Raw genomic sequence first — 15,763 nt, forward strand, 5'->3', positions numbered from 1 at the left:
TGTTTTTGAGTTTTGACTGTCTGTAACGAGGCAAGGCCACTCCCTTGCAGGAGGGGCAGAAATTGCATGTGTACAAACTAAATCACCAAAGCACAGAGCTTGCAAGCGGGCTTTCCGCAAAGGCATGTGGATCAGCTTGTCTCATCCGGCCGTCGGCGTGGCAAGCAACCACAGGCCGAAGATCGTGTAGGCAATCATCAGCATGGTGAGCGGCAACTGGCTGAGGGCGGCGCGCGATGGCGCCTGGTGCAGTCGCCAGGCCAGTCCATGGGCAACGAGCACCGCCAGCATGTGCCCGGCGATGATGATGCCGGCCTGCAGGTTCCACAGCCACCAGGCGGAGTGGGCCCCGGCGACGAGGCCGGCCTCGATCTGCATGTCGGCGGCGCCGAACAGGTTCCATCCCAGCGCGAACGGGTCGGACAAAGCGGCAATCGCATACTGGCCGTCGACCAGCAGCGCCGTCAGATAGTGCGCGACATGATAGGCGAGCGCGATCGGTACGATCGACCAGACCAGCAGCCCGGCGGCCTCGCCGTGGGAATGTCGGCTGCCGGCAAGGCGCTGGCCGAGTATGACGGCCAGCAGGAATGCCGCCGCGAGCAGGACGAAGGTCAGCACGAGGCCAAAGCTGCTTATGCCGATGAGCGCGGTGCGGCCGGGATATTCCAGCGGGTTGATGCCGAACAGGCCGAGCCAGAAGAAGGTTTTCGACAGGCCGTCGAAGGACACCGATGACAGGCTGAGCAGCAGGAAAGCGATACCGCTTGCCGGCAGGGGCGCTGCGCCGAGCAGTTTTGAGCCCGGCCAGCAGAGAGCGAGGCGACCGTGTTCATCGCGCTCGACGACGGCGAAACGAGCCACCATGGCGAAAAAGATCGTCAGGAATTCGCCGCGCCGGCTCCAATCGCGGTAGCCAAAGGCGAGCATGGCGATGAAGGTAAGCAACCAGTAGAGGCCGGCGGCATAGGCCAGCCGCGCCGGGTCGTCGGGCGCCGGATAGATCAGTTCGAACCAGGCGAAGGCGAAGAACAGGATAACGGCCGGCCAGCGGCCGAGCCATGAAGGCAAACGCGATTTCTGTCCCTCACCGCCACGAAGCTTGAACAGGCGGCTTTCGATCCGCCGCGGGCCATACCATGGATTCAGCCACGACCAGAGATCGCCGAACAGGCCTTGCGCGATGGCAAGGCCGACCCAGAGCAGCGTCCAGATGGTTAGCGGCAGCGGATTGGAGAGCGGATCGCGGCTGCCGAACAGGCCGGCGGCGTTGAGCGTTGCGAAGCCGGCAAAGGAGATGACGCTGATGATTGTGCGAGGGGTGTCGGCGAATGGGAAGAGCGGCAGGCGGCGGCGCCAGAAGCGGTGGAGGGTTGCGGGTGGCAGCAGGGCGAGAACGAGGAAGCTTACCGCGACGGCAAGCGCGCCGCCGGCGATGTAGTAGCCGGTCGGCAGGAGGAGGACGTGACCGCGGTCGGAGGCGTGCGCGAGGGCGGGGGTGGGGAGGAGTGTGAGGGTGGTGGTGATAAGGGTTGGCCGGTGACAGCCGCGCTCTACGACGCCCCCCTCTGTCCTGCCGGACATCTCCCCCTCAAGGGGGGAGATTGGCAGTTGCCCTGCCGGCGCTTCCTTTGCAACGTCGGAGATTAGCGAAGGCGGAGATGACGGGGTAATCTCCCCCCTTGCGGGGGAGATGTCCGGCAGGACAGAAGGGGGTGGGCGGGAACTCACGCTATCGCGATTTCCATTTCGTCCAGCAAGGCACCCGCCGACCCTCAAACCTTGACCAGCTGCTCCACGCGATCCTTCGCCCCAAAAATCCGGAGATAGCGCTCGATCTCCTTCTTGTCGCCCGTCGCTTTCGCCGGATTGTCCGACAGCTTCACCGCCGGCCGGCCATTGGCCTCCGTCACCTTGCAGACCAGCGATATCGCATCGAGGCTGTTGGTTTCGGTCGGCGCGCAGCCTTCGAAATCGTTGGTGAGGTTGGTGCCCCAGCCGAAGGACATGCGCACCTTGCCCTTGAAGTGCTTGTAGGTCTCCTCGATGGTCTCGACCTCGAGCCCGTCGGAGAAGATCAGCAGCTTCTGCCTGGGGTCCTTGCCCTTCTCGCGCCACCAGTCGATGATTTTTTCACCGCCTTCGATCGGCGGCGCACTGTCGGGGCGGAAGCCGGTCCAGTCGGCGACCCAGTCCGGCGCGTCGCGCAGGAAGGATGCGGTGCCGAAAGCGTCGGGCAGCACGATCAGCAGGTTGCCGCCATAATAGCGCTGCCAGTCCTGCAGCACCTTGTAGGGCGATTCCTTCAATTCCTTTTCCGACTTGGCAAGGGCGGCAAAAACCATCGGCAATTCATGCGCGTTGGTGCCGAGCGCTTCGAGGTCGTTGTCCATCGCCAGCAGCACGTTGGAGGTGCCGGTGAAGGCTTCGCCAATGCCTTCCTTGAGCGCCTCGACGCACCAGCGCTGCCACAGGAACGAATGGCGGCGGCGGGTGCCGAAATCAGAGATGCGGATGCCGGGCAGCGCCTTCAAGCGTTCGGTCTTGGCCCACATCTTCCCCTTGGCGCGTGCATACAGCACGTCAAGCGCGAAGGGACCGAAGGCGCGCATGGCGGCGCGGGAACGAAGCTCATTGATGATCGCCAGCGCCGGGATTTCCCACAGGGTGGTGTACATCCAGGGACCGCTGAAGGAGAGCTCGTACTGACCGTCGCGCTTGGACAGCTCGTAGTCGGGCAGCCGAAAACCTTCCAGCCAGCCGAGGAATTCCGGCTCGAAGATCTGCTTGCGGCCATAGAAATTGTTACCGCCAAGCCAGATCATCTCCTTCTTGGAGAAGCGCAGCGTGCGAGCATGGTCGAGCTGGTCGCGCAATTCGCCTTCGTCGATGTCGTCGGCAAGCCGCACCGAGGTAGTGCGGTTGATCAGCGAAAAGGTGGCGTCGACCTTGGGGTACATGCCCCAGATCATCTGCAGCATCAGAAGCTTGTAGAAATCGGTGTCGAGCAGGCTGCGGACGATCGGGTCCAGCTTCCAGGTGTGGTTGTAAACGCGCCGCGCTATATCGGTTCTTGCCATGTCCTGCCGTCGCCTTCGCTGCTCACGTCTGTCTTACGCAATTCCGGACGGAAAACCGCCGCACTCGTTTCCTGGAATTGCCTGGCAAGAGCTTAGTAGCATTGAATTTTTGAAAGCGCTTCCCGCTTTCCGGGCTGGCCCGACAAAAAGCAGTCGCTCCGGTCCAGCCTCAACTCTTGGCGCCCACCACCCGCAGCGCCGGACGCTTCCGGCGGCTGCCGATGCGGCCGGCCACCGGCGCGTCGGCCCGGCTGTCGGCCTGTTCCTTTTCGGCAAACAGCCAGTCGACGAACAATTGCACGATCGGCGCCGAACGCATCTCGTTGCGGCAGACGACGTAGAAATCGTCGACTGCCGGCACCGACAGGCTGAACGGCGCCACCAGCAGGCCCCTGGCGAGCAGCATGCTGGCGGTGACGGAATCACCGAGCGCCACGCCATGTCCGTGCACCGCGGCTTCGATCGCCGTACGGGCGTCGCCGAGATGGTGGCGGCGGCCACGTTCGAGGTCGAGCCCATCGGCGGCGGCCAGCCAGGTGTGCCATTCGCGGCCATCATCGCCATGCAGGATGACATGGCCAGCAAGATCCCGGCAGATGCGGAGCGGCCGGTTGTTGATCAGCGTCGGACTGACCACCGGGAACAGTTCGAGGCCCGACCATTTGCGCATCCAGCAATCGGTCCAGCTGCCGTCGCCATAGAGCACGCAGACATCGACCTGCGGGGCGCGGATGTCCTTGGGGTCGTTGGACGGGATCAGCGTCAGCCTGATGTCAGGGTATTGCGCCATGAAACTGCCGAGCCGCGGCGTCATCCATAGAAGCAGCAGCGCCGGCACGCAGGAGACCGACAGCGTACCGGCGCTGGCCGGCCTGGTCATGCGCTGGGTGGCGGCGGCGATGCCGTCGAAGGCGCTCGACACCGCCGGCAGAAGTTCGGCGCCGTGCGGGGTGAGCTTGACCCGCTGTCCGGTGCGCTCGAACAGTTTTACGCCGAGCGATTGCTCGAGCGCCTTGATCTGGTGGCTGATGGCGCCATGGGTGACATTGAGCTCACTCGCCGCCTTGGTCAGGGAGGCGTGACGCGCCGTCGCCTCGAAGGCGCGCAGGGGGTTCAAGGGGGGCAGACGCTTGGCCATGAGCAACCGGATACTCTGTGAGATTTTCTCACAATCAGCACCGTAACAATATCAATTGATTTTTCAATGCGGCTGCCGGACACTTTGGCAGGTCAACAGCATCAATGACGTGAAATCTACAGGCAGCCAGCGGGACAGCGACCCGGCCGGATAATGGTCAGTTTGCAGACGCTGCCGCATGCACCAGCCCGGCAGGAGGAGACCGACATGGGTTATGACAGAGGCAAGCTCGACGCGCTGCGCCGCAAATATGGCGAGAGCCATGGCGGCGAGATGTTCGACCCGGAGTTCCGCAAGGTCGCCGACAAGATCTTCTCCAAGAGCGGCACCCGACTCGCGCCCTATGCCGGCATCCCGACCTTCCTTGCCGCGCCCTATCGCGAAATCGCAGCCGACAATCCCGATTTCGGCGATTTGCAGGTGGCGATCATCGGCGTGCCGATGGATCTCGGCGTCACCAACCGGCCCGGCTCGCGCTTCGGGCCCAGGGCACTGCGCGCCATCGAGCGCATAGGCCCCTACAATCATGTGCTGGAATGCGCGCCGACGCATGAGCTGCGCGTCGCCGACATCGGCGATACGCCGTTCCGCAGCCGCTACCGGCTGGAGGTCAGCCACGAAGACATCGAGCGCCGCACCAACCAGATCGTCGATGCCGGCGTGCTGCCGCTATCGGTCGGCGGCGACCACTCGATCAGCCATCCGATCCTGAAGGCGGTCGGCAAGAAGGCGCCGGTCGGCATGATCCATATCGACGCCCATTGCGACACAAGCGGGCTGTTCGACATGACCAAGTTCCACCATGGCGGCCCGTTCCGCAACGCAGTGCTGGACGGCGTGCTCGACCCGACCCGCACCATCCAGATCGGCATCCGCGGCTCGGCGGAGTATCTGTGGGAGTTCACCTACGAATCCGGCATGACGGTCGTGCATGCCGAAGAGGTGACGGGTCTCGGCATCCCCGCCATCATCGAGAAGGCGCGCAAAATCGTCGGCGACGGCCCGACCTACATTTCCTTCGACGTCGACAGTGTCGATCCGGCCTTCGCGCCAGGCACCGGCACGCCGGAGATCGGCGGCCTGACGACGCGCGAGGTGCTCGAACTGCTGCGCGGCTTGAAAGGCCTCAACATTGTCGGCGGCGACGTCGTCGAGGTGGCGCCGCAATATGACGCGACCACCAACACCGCCCATGTCGGCGCCCAGGTCCTGTTCGAGATCCTGAGCCTGATGGTGTTCAGCCCGGCGATCACCGGCAAGGGGGCCTGACGGATTTCACATGCAAAGGCGGCCGCCGCGCTGGAGCCGGCGGCCGTTTCCAAAACAAACAAGCTTCCAGAAGGGGAATACCAATGACAATCCAAATGAAATCAACCATCGCCGCCGCGCTGATGCTCGCCGGCCTCGGCTTCGCCTCCCCGGCCAATGCCGACGCCGTCGACGACATCACCAAGGCCGGCGCCATCAATGTCGGCATCTTCTCCGACTTTCCGCCCTTCTCCTCGGCCAGCGCCGATATGAGCATCAAGGGTTACGACGTCGACGTCGCGCAGGCGATCGCCGATTCACTTAAGGTGAAGCTCAATCTGGTCAGCGTCACCGGCCAGAACCGCATCCCGTATCTCACCGACAAGCGCGTCGATATCCTGATGAGCGTCGGCTATTCCAAGGAGCGCGAGGAGGTCATCGATTTCGCCGCCGCCTATGCGCCCTATTACATCGCCGTCATCGGTCCGGCAGCGCTTTCGATCAAAGGCAAGGAAGATCTCGCCGACAAGTCGATCGCCGTCAATCGCGGCACGCTGGAGGATACGTCGCTGACCGAAGCGGCGCCGGCATCGGCCGACATCAAGCGCTTCGACAACTACAATTCCGTCATCCAGGCCTTCATCTCGGGCCAGACCCAGCTGATGGTGGTCGGCAATGATGTCGGCGCCCAGGTGCTGGCCAAGCAGGACGCGCTGAAGCCGGAGCAGAAGTTCCAGCTTCTGACCTCGCCTTCGCATATCGGCCTCAACAAGAAAGAGGACCGGCTGAAGACGGCGGTCAATGATGCGGTTGCCAAGATGCTGGCCGACGGCAAGCTCGATGAGAGCTCGAAGGCCTGGCTGAAGACGCCGCTCAATCCCGACAACCTCAAGGATTGAGTTCTCGTGGCCTTTGCCTGGCTCCCAGGCGCTGTGGGCGACATCGCGCGCGGCGCGGCCACGACGATCCTGTTGATCGTCGTGACCACGCTCGTGGGCACGCTGCTCAGCATCCTGGGCGCTGCCGGCCGGCGCAACGGCCCGGTATTCGTGAAGCGCGCCATCGCGGTCTATGTCGAGGTGATGCGCAACACGCCGTTCCTGGTGCAGCTGTTCTTCATCTTCTTCGGCCTGCCCAGCCTCGGCATAAGGCTCGATCCGATCCTGGCCGCCATGCTGGCAATGACGCTCAACATGGCAGCCTACACCATTGAAATCGTCGGCGCCGGTCTCGATGCCGTGCCCGGCGGACAAACGGAAGCAGCGCTTGCACTGGGCTTGAGACCGCGCCAGGTGTTCATCAAGATCGTGCTGCCGCAGGCGCTCAAGGTGATCTACCCGGCGCTGACCAGCCAGATCGTCATCATGATGCTGGAATCGGCCGTGGTGTCGCAGATCGCCGTGCGTGAGCTGACCTATGAGGCCGACATGCTGCAAGCCCGCACCTTCCGCTCCTTCGAAACCTATTTCGTCGTGACCCTGGTCTACCTCGTCCTGTCCATGGCCTTGCGCCGGCTGCTGGTCACAGGCGGGCGCCGCGTATTGGGGGCAGGTGTCACATGATCGAATTCACCTTCTGGGACATCGTTCGCAATCTGCTGCTCGCCGCCCGCTGGACGGTGCTGTTGTCGCTGGCGGCCTTTGTCGGCGGGGCGGTGGTAGGGCTGATCGTGCTGTTCTTCCGCATCGCCGAAAATAAATGGAGCCGGCGCATCGCTTCCGGCTACATCGCCCTGTTCCAGGGAACGCCGCTGTTGATGCAGCTGTTCCTGATGTTCTTCGGCCTGCCGATGCTCGGCCTGCGCATCGAGCCATGGACGGCAGCGGTGCTCGGCCTGACCTTCTTCGCCAGCGCCTATCTGGCCGAGATCTGGCGCAGCGGCGTCGATGCGCTGCCGCGCGGGCAGTGGGACGCTGGCGCCAGCCTTGGGCTGCACCGTCTGCAGGAGCTCAGGCTGATCATCCTGCCGCAGGCGTTCTCGATCACAAGGGCGCCGATCGTCGGCTTCCTGGTGCAGTTGATCAAATCGACGGCGCTGACCTCGATCATCGGCTTCGAGGAGCTGGTCAGAACCTCCAACGCCATCAACAACGCCACCTTCGAACCGTTCAAGGTCTACGGGCTGGTGGCGCTGATCTTCTTCGTCATGTGCTTTCCACTGACGCAATACGCCCGTACGCTCGAACAACGAGCGGCGGCCCACTGACGCCAGGCGGCGACAGTGCGTGAAGGGAACCTGCCGGAATAGAACGGCATCAACTGAGGAGAAACCAGATGAACAGACTGATTGGAAAATCCCTGACACGGCGCGGCGTGCTTGGTGCGGGCCTCGCTACAGCCGGCGTGCTCGCCATGCCGTCGATCCTGCGCGCGCAGGACAAGTCGCTGAAGGTCGGCGTCTATGGCGGCTATTTCAAGAAATCCTTCGACGAGCACGTCTTCCCCGACTTTACCAAGGCGACCGGCATTGCGGTCGAGTCGGTCGCCGAGCCGACCGGCGAAGCCTGGCTGGTGCAGCTCGAACAGGCGTCCAAGGCCGGCCAAGCCCCGGCCGACCTTTCGATGATGTCGCAGACCTCGACGCTGAAGGGCCAGTCGACCGAATTGTGGACGCCGCTCGATACGTCGAAGTTCAAGCACTACAACGACCTCTTGCCGCGCTTCGTCAACAAATATCCGGATGGCCGGGTCGCCGGCATCGGCGCCGTCGCCTGGTGGATCACGCTGGTCTCCAACACCGACGTCTACAAGGATGCGCCGACCTCATGGGAGACTCTGTGGGACAAGGCCAATGAGGACAAGCTTGGCCTTCTGGCACTTGCCTCGAACTCGTTCCTGCTCGAAGTGACAGCCAAGACCTTCATGGGCGGCACCAATGCGCTCGACACCGAGGACGGACTGAACAAGGCGTTCGAAAAGCTCGCCGAGCTCAAGCCGAATGTCCGGCTGTGGTATCGCGACGAGGCGCAGTTCGAGCAGGCGCTGAAGTCGGGCGAGATCCCGATGGGCCAGTATTATCACGACGTCACCGGCCTCGCGGTCGCCGACGGCTTCCATGTCCGCTCGACCTTCCCGAAGGAAGGCGGCATCCAGGATTCCGGCAATTGGGTGCTGTCGCGCGCCTCGACCAAGGTCGACGAGGCGCATGCCTTCATCGACTATATGAGCCAGCCGTCGATGCAGGGCCTGATGTCGCGCAAGGTCGGAACCACGCCGACGCTGAAGAAAGAGGTGCTCGACCTCAAGCCGGAAGAGTTCGCAGCCGTGTCGTCGGATATCGATCCGATCATCCCGCGCTACGACCTCTATACGTCGAAGGCCGACTGGATCAACCAGAAGTGGACCGAGCTGATCGTCGGCTGAGCCGTTCGATCCGTCTGAACCACAGCGGCCGCCGGCATAGTCCGGCGGCCCCTTAGCAAACCCTCCAAGGGATGAGCATGTCCGGACTAGACATCAACGCCGTCACCAAAAAATTCGGCAACTTCGCCGCCGTCGACAATGTCCAGCTCAACGTGCCGCATGGCACGTTCGTGTGTCTGCTCGGCCCGTCGGGCTGCGGCAAGACCACGCTGCTGCGCATGATTGCCGGACTGGAGGAGCCGACCAGCGGCGCCATCGTGCTCGACGGCGAGGACATCACGCCTTTGCCGACGCACAAGCGCAATCTCGGCATGGTGTTCCAGTCGCTGGCGCTGTTTCCGCATCTCTCCGTCGGCGACAACATCGCCTATGCGCTGCGCATTCGCGGCGCCTCGAAGGAGGAGCAGAAGAAACGCGTCGACGAGTTGCTGGGCCTCATCCATCTGACCGGCTTTGCCGACCGTCCGGTGGCCAAACTATCGGGCGGTCAGCGCCAGCGCGTGGCAATTGCGCGGGCCTTGGCGCTGTCGCCGAAACTGTTCCTGCTCGACGAGCCGCTGTCGGCGCTCGACGCCAAACTGCGCGAGGCCATGCAGGTGGAACTGCGCCAGTTGCAGCAGCGGTTGGGCATCACCACCATCGTCGTCACCCACGACCAGCGCGAAGCCATGACCATGGCCGACCTGGTCGTCGTCATGGGCCACGGCAGGATCCTGCAGGCGGCGCCGCCAATCGAGATCTACCGCAAGCCGGCCGACGCCTTCGTCGCGGACTTCATCGGCATCACCAATCTGCTGCCGGCCGAGATCGACAGCACCGGGCGCACCACCATTCTGGGCACAGCCATTCCAGGTCTTGCCATGCCGGCGGGTCAGACCAAAGCTTCTGTATCGGTCCGCCCCGAGGATGTGCATCTCGGCAGCCCCGGCGGCTCGGCCATCACCGGCGAGGTGAGTTTCGTGCGCGATCTCGGCGGCACCATCGAGACCTTCGTCGACGTCGGCGGCACCAGCATCATTGCGGTGACGACGCCGCGCGAGCGGCATGACGTGCCGGTCGGCGCCAAGGTCGGCGTAACATTGCCGCCGGCAAGCTGCGTGGTGCTCGGCGCATGAGACGCGAAGCCCCGAAGTCGATAGCCGACTACACGCCGCTGTTCTTTCCGGCGCTGATGCTGGTCGTCTTCTTCGTCGTGCCGTTCTCGACGATGATCGCGGTCAGCTTCTTCAAGCGCAACCCGTCTGGTTTTTACACGCCGGATTTCGTGTTCGACAATTACGCCCGCTTCCTGTCGGTGTTCTTCGGCGGCGTGCTCGGCTTTTCGCTGCTGCTGGCGGTGCTGGTCGCCGTCTGCTGCGTCGCCATCGCCTTTCCCTTCACCTACCTTTTGACCCGTCGGCCGCGCCGCGTGCAGACGCTGTGGCTGGTCGGTCTGTTATCGGTGCTATCGCTGTCGGAGGTCATCATCGGCTTTGCCTGGTCGACGCTGTTTTCGCGCACCGCCGGCATCACCAATCTGTTCGTGGCGATCGGGCTGATGGACAAGCCGGTGGCGCTGCTGCCGACCTTTGGCGCGGTGCTGACCGGCATGGTTTACCAGGCGCTGCCCTATACGATCCTGGTGCTTTACCCCGCTTTGGTCCGCCTCGACCCGACATTGCTCGAAGCGGCACGCACGCTCGGCGCCTCGCCTATCCGGGCCTTCTTCAACGTCGTCGCGCCGGCGCTGCGCAACACCATCGTGGCGACGCTGATCATGGTCTTCGTCTTTGCGCTCGGCTCCTATCTGCTACCGCAGATTCTGGGACGCCCGCAACACTGGACGCTGTCGGTGCTGATCACCGACCAGGCGATCTACCAGTCCAACATGCCGTTCGCAGCCGCGATGGCGGTGTTCCTGGTGCTGATCTCGCTGGCGCTGGTCGGACTGACGCTGCTCGTCGGACGAAGGGAGAACGCCCTATGACCGCGACCTTGCTGCGCCGTGTCTATTTCACCATCGTCGCTTTGTTTCTGGCGGCGCCGCTGATCGTCGTCGCCGGCGTGTCGGTGAATTCGCGGCAGGAGCTCAGCTTCCCCCCGGTCGGCTTCTCGCTCGCCTGGTACGCCCAGATCTTCACCGATCCGGAATGGCGGCTGGCGCTGATCCATTCGGTGACGCTGGCCGTCTGCTCGGCAGCCATTGCCGTGGCGGTCGCGCTGCCCCTGGCTTGGTTCCTGTGGCGGCGCATCGCGCCATGGGCGAACATCTTCCAGGTGCTGGGGCTTGCCCCCTTCATCCTGCCGCCGGTCATCACCGCGCTCGGCTTCCTCTCCTTCTGGGCGACGGTCGGGCTGTTCGGCCAGTTCTTCACCGCCATAATCAGCCACGCCATCTTCTTCGTGACGCTGCCGCTGGTGACGCTGTCGCTCGGCTTTGCCTCGATCGACCGCTCGCTGGTCGAGGCCGCGGCGACCATGGGCGCCGATGACCGCACAGTGCTGAAGACCGTGGTGCTGCCGTTGATCCTGCCCTACCTCGTCTCGGGCTACGCCTTCGCCTTCGTCTTGTCGCTCAACGAATACATCGTCGCCTACATGACGATCGGCTTCACCACCGAGACGCTGCCCATCAAGATCTTCAACGCGCTGCGCTACGGCTACACACCGACCATGGCTTCGGTGTCGGTGTTCTTCGTCGCGGTGGCGGCACTGGTGTTCGGCTCGATCGCCAGGTTCGGCGATATACGCAGACTGCTCGGCGCGATGTCGTCGGACGGGAGCTGAGCGCAGCCACGCCAAACGAGAACGGCCGCCGAACCCGGCGGCCGTTTTGCTTTTAATGGCTGAAGACGAGCGGCGGCGCGATCCGATCCCGCCGCAGCCAGCGCGCGAGCAGCAGCACCGCCACCACGGCCAGACCTGACGCCAGGCCGATCCAAATGCCGACGCCGTGCAGGCCGAAATGGAAGGCGAGCAGCACGCCGAGCGGCAGGCCGATGCCCCAATAGCCGATCGCGGCATAGATCATCGGCACCTTGGTGTCGTGCAGGCCGCGCAGCATGCCGGCGGCAACGGCCTGCGCGCCGTCGAAGATCTGGAACAGCGCCGCAAAGGCAAGGAACGACACGGCCAGCGCGATCACCCTGGCATTGGCCGGATCGGTCATGTCGATGAAGGCGCCGATCAACAGATGCGGCCACAGCACCATCACCAGCGCCATCAGCGCCATGGACGAGACGCCGATGACGAAGGCGGTCCAGCCAGCGCGCGAAACGCCTGCCGGATTGCCGGCGCCATGCGCCAGCCCGACACGCACGGTGACCGCCTGGTTGAGGCCGAGCGGCACCATGAAGGAGATCGAGGCGATCTGGATGGCGATGGCGTGCGCGGCGAGCGAATCCGCATCGATCAGGCCCATCAGCAGGGCTGCGGCGTTGAAGATCGTCACCTCGAAGGCGAGGATGCCGGCGATCGGCATGCCGAGCCGCACCAGACCCTTGAAGCGCGGCCAGTCGGAGCGCCAGAAGCGGCCGAACAGGCGGTAGCGGCGGAACTTCTTCTCCAGCATCACCACGGCTGCCAGGCCGCAGAACATCAGCGTGCTCGACAGCGTGGTCGCCAGCCCCGAACCGGCAATGCCCATCGAGGTGACGCCGAGATTGCCGAACATGAACACCCAGTTGAAAAAGGCGTTGCAGGCGACGGCGACGAAAACGATGACCAACGCCCAGCCTGGCCGCTCCAGCGCCGAGATGAACGAGCGCAGCACGATATAGCCGTAGAACGGCAGCACCGCCCATTCCAGCCAGCGCAGATAGATGCCGGCCTGGTGGGCGAGCGCCGGCTCCTGGCCCATGGCCAGCAGAATGGCCTCGCCATGCCACAGCACGATCCAGATCGGGATCGAGATCAGGATCGCCAGCCACAGCCCTTGCCGCACGGTACGGCGCAAATCGCGCACCGAATAGCGCCGGCGGCCAAGCTCGGTGGCGATCATCGGCGAGGTCGCCAGCATCAGGCCGAGGCCGAAGATCAGCGGCATGAAATAGAGATTGGCGCCAAGCGCGCCGCTGGCCAGCGTGTCCGCGCCCAGACGCCCCATCATCATGACGTCGGTGGCGGTCATCGCGGTCTGGCCGAGATTGGTCAGCACCATCGGCCAGGCCAGCGCCAGCGTCGCCCTGATTTCCTGACGCCAAAGATTTTCCGGCGCACGAGCGCCGGCTTCGATCGCAGACATTGTCCTGCTCTTTCCGATTGCGGCGCGTCGGCAACGAGGCCGGAAGCCGCACTTCCAAACGGCAAAACCTTCGGTTTCGCAGCGTTTGCGTCGATCTATTGGACGAAATGCGGCATGAAGGCAAGGGAGGACGGGCAGCCGGCGATTGAGCCAGAAGCGGGAACCCTCCTATCCGGCTGCCCTTATTTGTTTTACGCAATTCCGGACGGAAAACCGTTACACACTTTTCCTGGAATTGCTCTAGATCAGCCGATGCTTTCGCCGCCGTCGATCACCAGTGCCTGGCCGGTCATGAAGGATGAGCGGTCGGAGACGAGGAACAGGATCGCTTCTGCGATCTCTTCGGCGCTCGCCCAGCGGCCCATCGGAATCCTGGTGCGGACATAGGTTTCGATCGCCTCGCGTCCGCCCATCTGGGCGATGAACGGTTCGTTGAAGGGGGTGTCGACCCAGCCGGGGCAGAGCGCGTTGACGCGCACATTGTGCCGGGCATAGTCGAGCGACATCTGCCTGGTCATCGCCACCACGGCATGTTTGGACGTGGCATAGGCGATCATCTCGCGGTCGTAGAAGACGCCCGAATTCGAAGCCGTGTTGAGGATGACGCCGCCGCCTTGCGCGACCATTGCCGGCATGACCAGCCGCGCGGCCAGAAACTGCGCCCGTACATTGATGCGCCAGGACGCATCCATACCATCGACCTCGACCTCGGTCAGCGTGCCGCCGACCTGGATGCCGGCGTGATTGTGCAGAATGTCGATGCGGCCATACTTGCCGAGAGTGCCTGTGATGAGCTGCCCTACCGCCGCGTCGTCAGAGACGTCGGTGACAATGGCCTCGGCCTGCCCGCCAGCCGCGCGGATACTCGCCGCTGTCGCCTCGCCGCTGGTCTTATCCCGGTCGGCGATGACCACCAGCGCGCCTTCCCTGGCCATGATCATGGCGCCGGCGCGGCCGATGCCGGAACCGGCGCCCGTCACCACGGCGATGCGGTCTTTGAGGAGCATGAATTTGTCTTTCAGCTGGATGGCTTGTTCAGTTTGACGGCTGGCGCTGGCGCAGCTGCCATTGGGCAAGCACCACCAGAAGAACCGAGGCGACGAGCACGATGGTGGCGATGGCGTTGATTTCCGGCGTCACGCCGCGCCGGATCGAGGCGAAGACATAGATCGGCAGCGTCGTCTGCGCGCCGGCGACGAAGAAGGCGACGATGAAATCGTCGAAGGAGAAGGTGAAGGCGAGCAGGAAGCCGGCGATCACCGCCGGCATGATCTGCGGCAGCACGATCGAGCGAAACGTCGTCAGCGGCGTGGCGTAGAGATCGCTCGAGGCCTCGACCAGGTTGCGGTCGAGGCTGGCGAGACGCGTGCCGACGATTATCGTCACCAACGCCATCGAAAACAGGCCGTGGGCGGCGATGATCGATCCATAGCCGAGCGACAGGCGCGGCGGCTGGTCGTTTGGCCAGATCGAGGCGAGGAACGGGTTGAGCACGCCAAACAACTGGACCAGCGCGACGAGCGTCGAGATGCCGATGACGACGCCGGGAACGACGATCGCGGCACCCATCAGCGCGTCGAAGACGGCGCGGGTTCTGAGCCCGACCCGCGCCAGGCCGAGTGCGGCTGCCGTGCCGCACACCGCCGCCAGAATGGCGCTGGTGGTGGCGATGAACAGGCTGTTCTTCAATGCCTCGACCAGGAACGGGTTCGACAGCGCCGTGCCGTACCACTGCACCGAAAAGCCGGTGAACTCGCTGGCATGGCGGCCGGCGTTGAAGGAAAACAGCACGACCAACGCAATCGGCAGATAGAGGAAGGCGAAGACGGCTGTGACGAAGGCGCGCATCAGATCAGATCCACCCTGCGGGCGCCCGACACCCGCGTCGAGATGCGGTTGGCGGCAATCAGCACCACCACCGAAACCGCCACCAAGGTGATGGCGATGGCCGATCCGAACGGCCAGTTGCGCGACTGCAGGAACAGGTCGACCAGCGCGTTGCCGATGAAGAACACCTTGCCACCGCCAAGCAGCGTCGGGATCAGGTATTCGCCAAGCAGCAGGATCATGACCAGCGAGAAGCCGGTCATGACGCCCGGCAGCGACAGCTTCAGCGTCACGCCTAGGAAGGTCGAGAGCGGCGTCGCGCCGAGATCGGCAGAGGCTTCCAGCAGCCTTCGGTCGAGCCGCTCAAGACTGACATAGATCGGCAGGATCATGAGCGGCAAATAGCCATAGACGATGCCGAGCAGCACGGCGCCCGGCGTGTTGATCAGCCTGACATCCTCGGTGCCGACAAAGGCCAGCAGTGCGGGAATGCCGCGTCCGCCCAGAATGTACATCCAGGCATAGGTGCGCATCAAAAGGCTGGTCCAAAAGGGAATGACGACGAGCGCAAGCAGGATCAGTCGCCAGCGTTGCGGCGCCTTCAGGGCGAGGTAGTAGGCAACCGGGTAGGCGACGAGCAGGCAGGCAAGCGCGCCCACCGGCGCCAGCATCATCGTGTTCCAGAAAGCAGTCGCCCGCGCCGGAAGATTGGCATACTGCGCCAGCGTGAAGGCGGCCTGATAGCCGCCCTCCGGCGCCCGCTCGCCGACGCTAAACACGGCAATGGCGATGAACGGCAACACCAGGAACACCACCAGCCACGCCGTGGCCGGTGCGAGCAGCAGCGCTGTCAGAAAATTGTGCCGAAATCTGTTGCCGTGCATT

The 15,763-nt window shown here is 63.8% G+C and carries 15 protein-coding genes; 8 read left to right on the forward strand and 7 right to left on the reverse strand.

What is annotated here, in order from left to right; translation table 11 throughout:
• Positions 1-141 precede the first annotated feature (141 nt).
• From NLY42_RS05570 to gcvA, 3 genes are all read right to left on the reverse strand, one after another.
• Positions 142-1,584, reverse strand: coding sequence for a hypothetical protein (locus NLY42_RS05570; protein ID WP_023755450.1), 1,443 nt, complete (start codon positions 1,582-1,584; stop codon positions 142-144).
• Positions 1,585-1,775: 191 nt separating this feature from the next.
• Positions 1,776-3,080 (reverse strand): nicotinate phosphoribosyltransferase, encoded by a 1,305-nt coding sequence (pncB, locus tag NLY42_RS05575; protein ID WP_023755451.1) that lies wholly within the window; start codon positions 3,078-3,080, stop codon positions 1,776-1,778.
• Between the two features lie 169 nt (positions 3,081-3,249).
• Positions 3,250-4,218, reverse strand: coding sequence for a transcriptional regulator GcvA (gene gcvA / locus NLY42_RS05580; RefSeq protein ID WP_023755452.1), 969 nt, complete (start codon positions 4,216-4,218; stop codon positions 3,250-3,252).
• A gap of 207 nt (positions 4,219-4,425) precedes the next feature.
• Between gcvA and speB the strand changes: the two genes are divergently transcribed.
• The 8 genes from speB to NLY42_RS05620 all read left to right on the forward strand — a co-directional run bounded on the left by speB (position 4,426) and on the right by NLY42_RS05620 (position 11,595).
• Complete coding sequence (gene speB / locus NLY42_RS05585; protein ID WP_023755453.1) at positions 4,426-5,487, forward strand: agmatinase; 1,062 nt, start codon at positions 4,426-4,428, stop codon at positions 5,485-5,487.
• Between the two features lie 83 nt (positions 5,488-5,570).
• The gene (locus tag NLY42_RS05590; RefSeq protein ID WP_023745851.1) at positions 5,571-6,365 is read left to right on the forward strand and encodes a transporter substrate-binding domain-containing protein; all 795 of its coding nucleotides are present in this window, start codon (positions 5,571-5,573) and stop codon (positions 6,363-6,365) included.
• 6 nt (positions 6,366-6,371) lie between these two features.
• Positions 6,372-7,028: an amino acid ABC transporter permease gene (locus NLY42_RS05595; protein ID WP_023671277.1), complete on the forward strand. Its 657-nt coding sequence runs from the start codon at positions 6,372-6,374 to the stop codon at positions 7,026-7,028.
• The gene (locus NLY42_RS05600) at positions 7,025-7,672 is read left to right on the forward strand and encodes an amino acid ABC transporter permease (protein WP_023671276.1); all 648 of its coding nucleotides are present in this window, start codon (positions 7,025-7,027) and stop codon (positions 7,670-7,672) included. The genes NLY42_RS05595 and NLY42_RS05600 overlap by 4 nt, the downstream gene beginning before the upstream one ends.
• Positions 7,673-7,740: 68 nt before the next feature.
• A complete protein-coding gene (locus tag NLY42_RS05605) occupies positions 7,741-8,829 on the forward strand; it encodes an ABC transporter substrate-binding protein (protein WP_023671275.1) in 1,089 nt (362 codons plus the stop codon).
• Positions 8,830-8,906: 77 nt separating this feature from the next.
• A complete protein-coding gene (locus NLY42_RS05610; RefSeq protein WP_023671274.1) occupies positions 8,907-9,944 on the forward strand; it encodes an ABC transporter ATP-binding protein in 1,038 nt (345 codons plus the stop codon).
• The gene (locus NLY42_RS05615; protein ID WP_023671273.1) at positions 9,941-10,795 is read left to right on the forward strand and encodes an ABC transporter permease; all 855 of its coding nucleotides are present in this window, start codon (positions 9,941-9,943) and stop codon (positions 10,793-10,795) included. Before NLY42_RS05610 ends, NLY42_RS05615 begins: the two co-directional genes overlap by 4 nt.
• Positions 10,792-11,595, forward strand: a complete 804-nt coding sequence (locus tag NLY42_RS05620) for an ABC transporter permease (RefSeq protein ID WP_023671272.1) — start codon at positions 10,792-10,794, stop codon at positions 11,593-11,595. The genes NLY42_RS05615 and NLY42_RS05620 overlap by 4 nt, the downstream gene beginning before the upstream one ends.
• Positions 11,596-11,647: 52 nt before the next feature.
• On the opposite strand, the gene NLY42_RS05625 is transcribed toward NLY42_RS05620, so the two are convergent.
• The 4 genes from NLY42_RS05625 to NLY42_RS05640 all read right to left on the reverse strand — a co-directional run bounded on the left by NLY42_RS05625 (position 11,648) and on the right by NLY42_RS05640 (position 15,762).
• Positions 11,648-13,051 (reverse strand): MATE family efflux transporter, encoded by a 1,404-nt coding sequence (locus NLY42_RS05625; protein WP_023683574.1) that lies wholly within the window; start codon positions 13,049-13,051, stop codon positions 11,648-11,650.
• A 245-nt stretch (positions 13,052-13,296) separates the two neighbouring features.
• Positions 13,297-14,058 (reverse strand): SDR family NAD(P)-dependent oxidoreductase, encoded by a 762-nt coding sequence (locus tag NLY42_RS05630; protein WP_023736909.1) that lies wholly within the window; start codon positions 14,056-14,058, stop codon positions 13,297-13,299.
• Between the two features lie 28 nt (positions 14,059-14,086).
• Positions 14,087-14,899, reverse strand: a complete 813-nt coding sequence (locus NLY42_RS05635; RefSeq protein WP_023755454.1) for an ABC transporter permease — start codon at positions 14,897-14,899, stop codon at positions 14,087-14,089.
• A complete protein-coding gene (locus NLY42_RS05640; protein WP_023689180.1) occupies positions 14,899-15,762 on the reverse strand; it encodes an ABC transporter permease in 864 nt (287 codons plus the stop codon). Before NLY42_RS05640 ends, NLY42_RS05635 begins: the two co-directional genes overlap by 1 nt.
• Position 15,763: the final 1 nt, after the last annotated feature.

It is taken from the genome of Mesorhizobium sp. C372A, from assembly GCF_030323245.1.
Classification (GTDB): Bacteria; Pseudomonadota; Alphaproteobacteria; order Rhizobiales; family Rhizobiaceae; genus Mesorhizobium.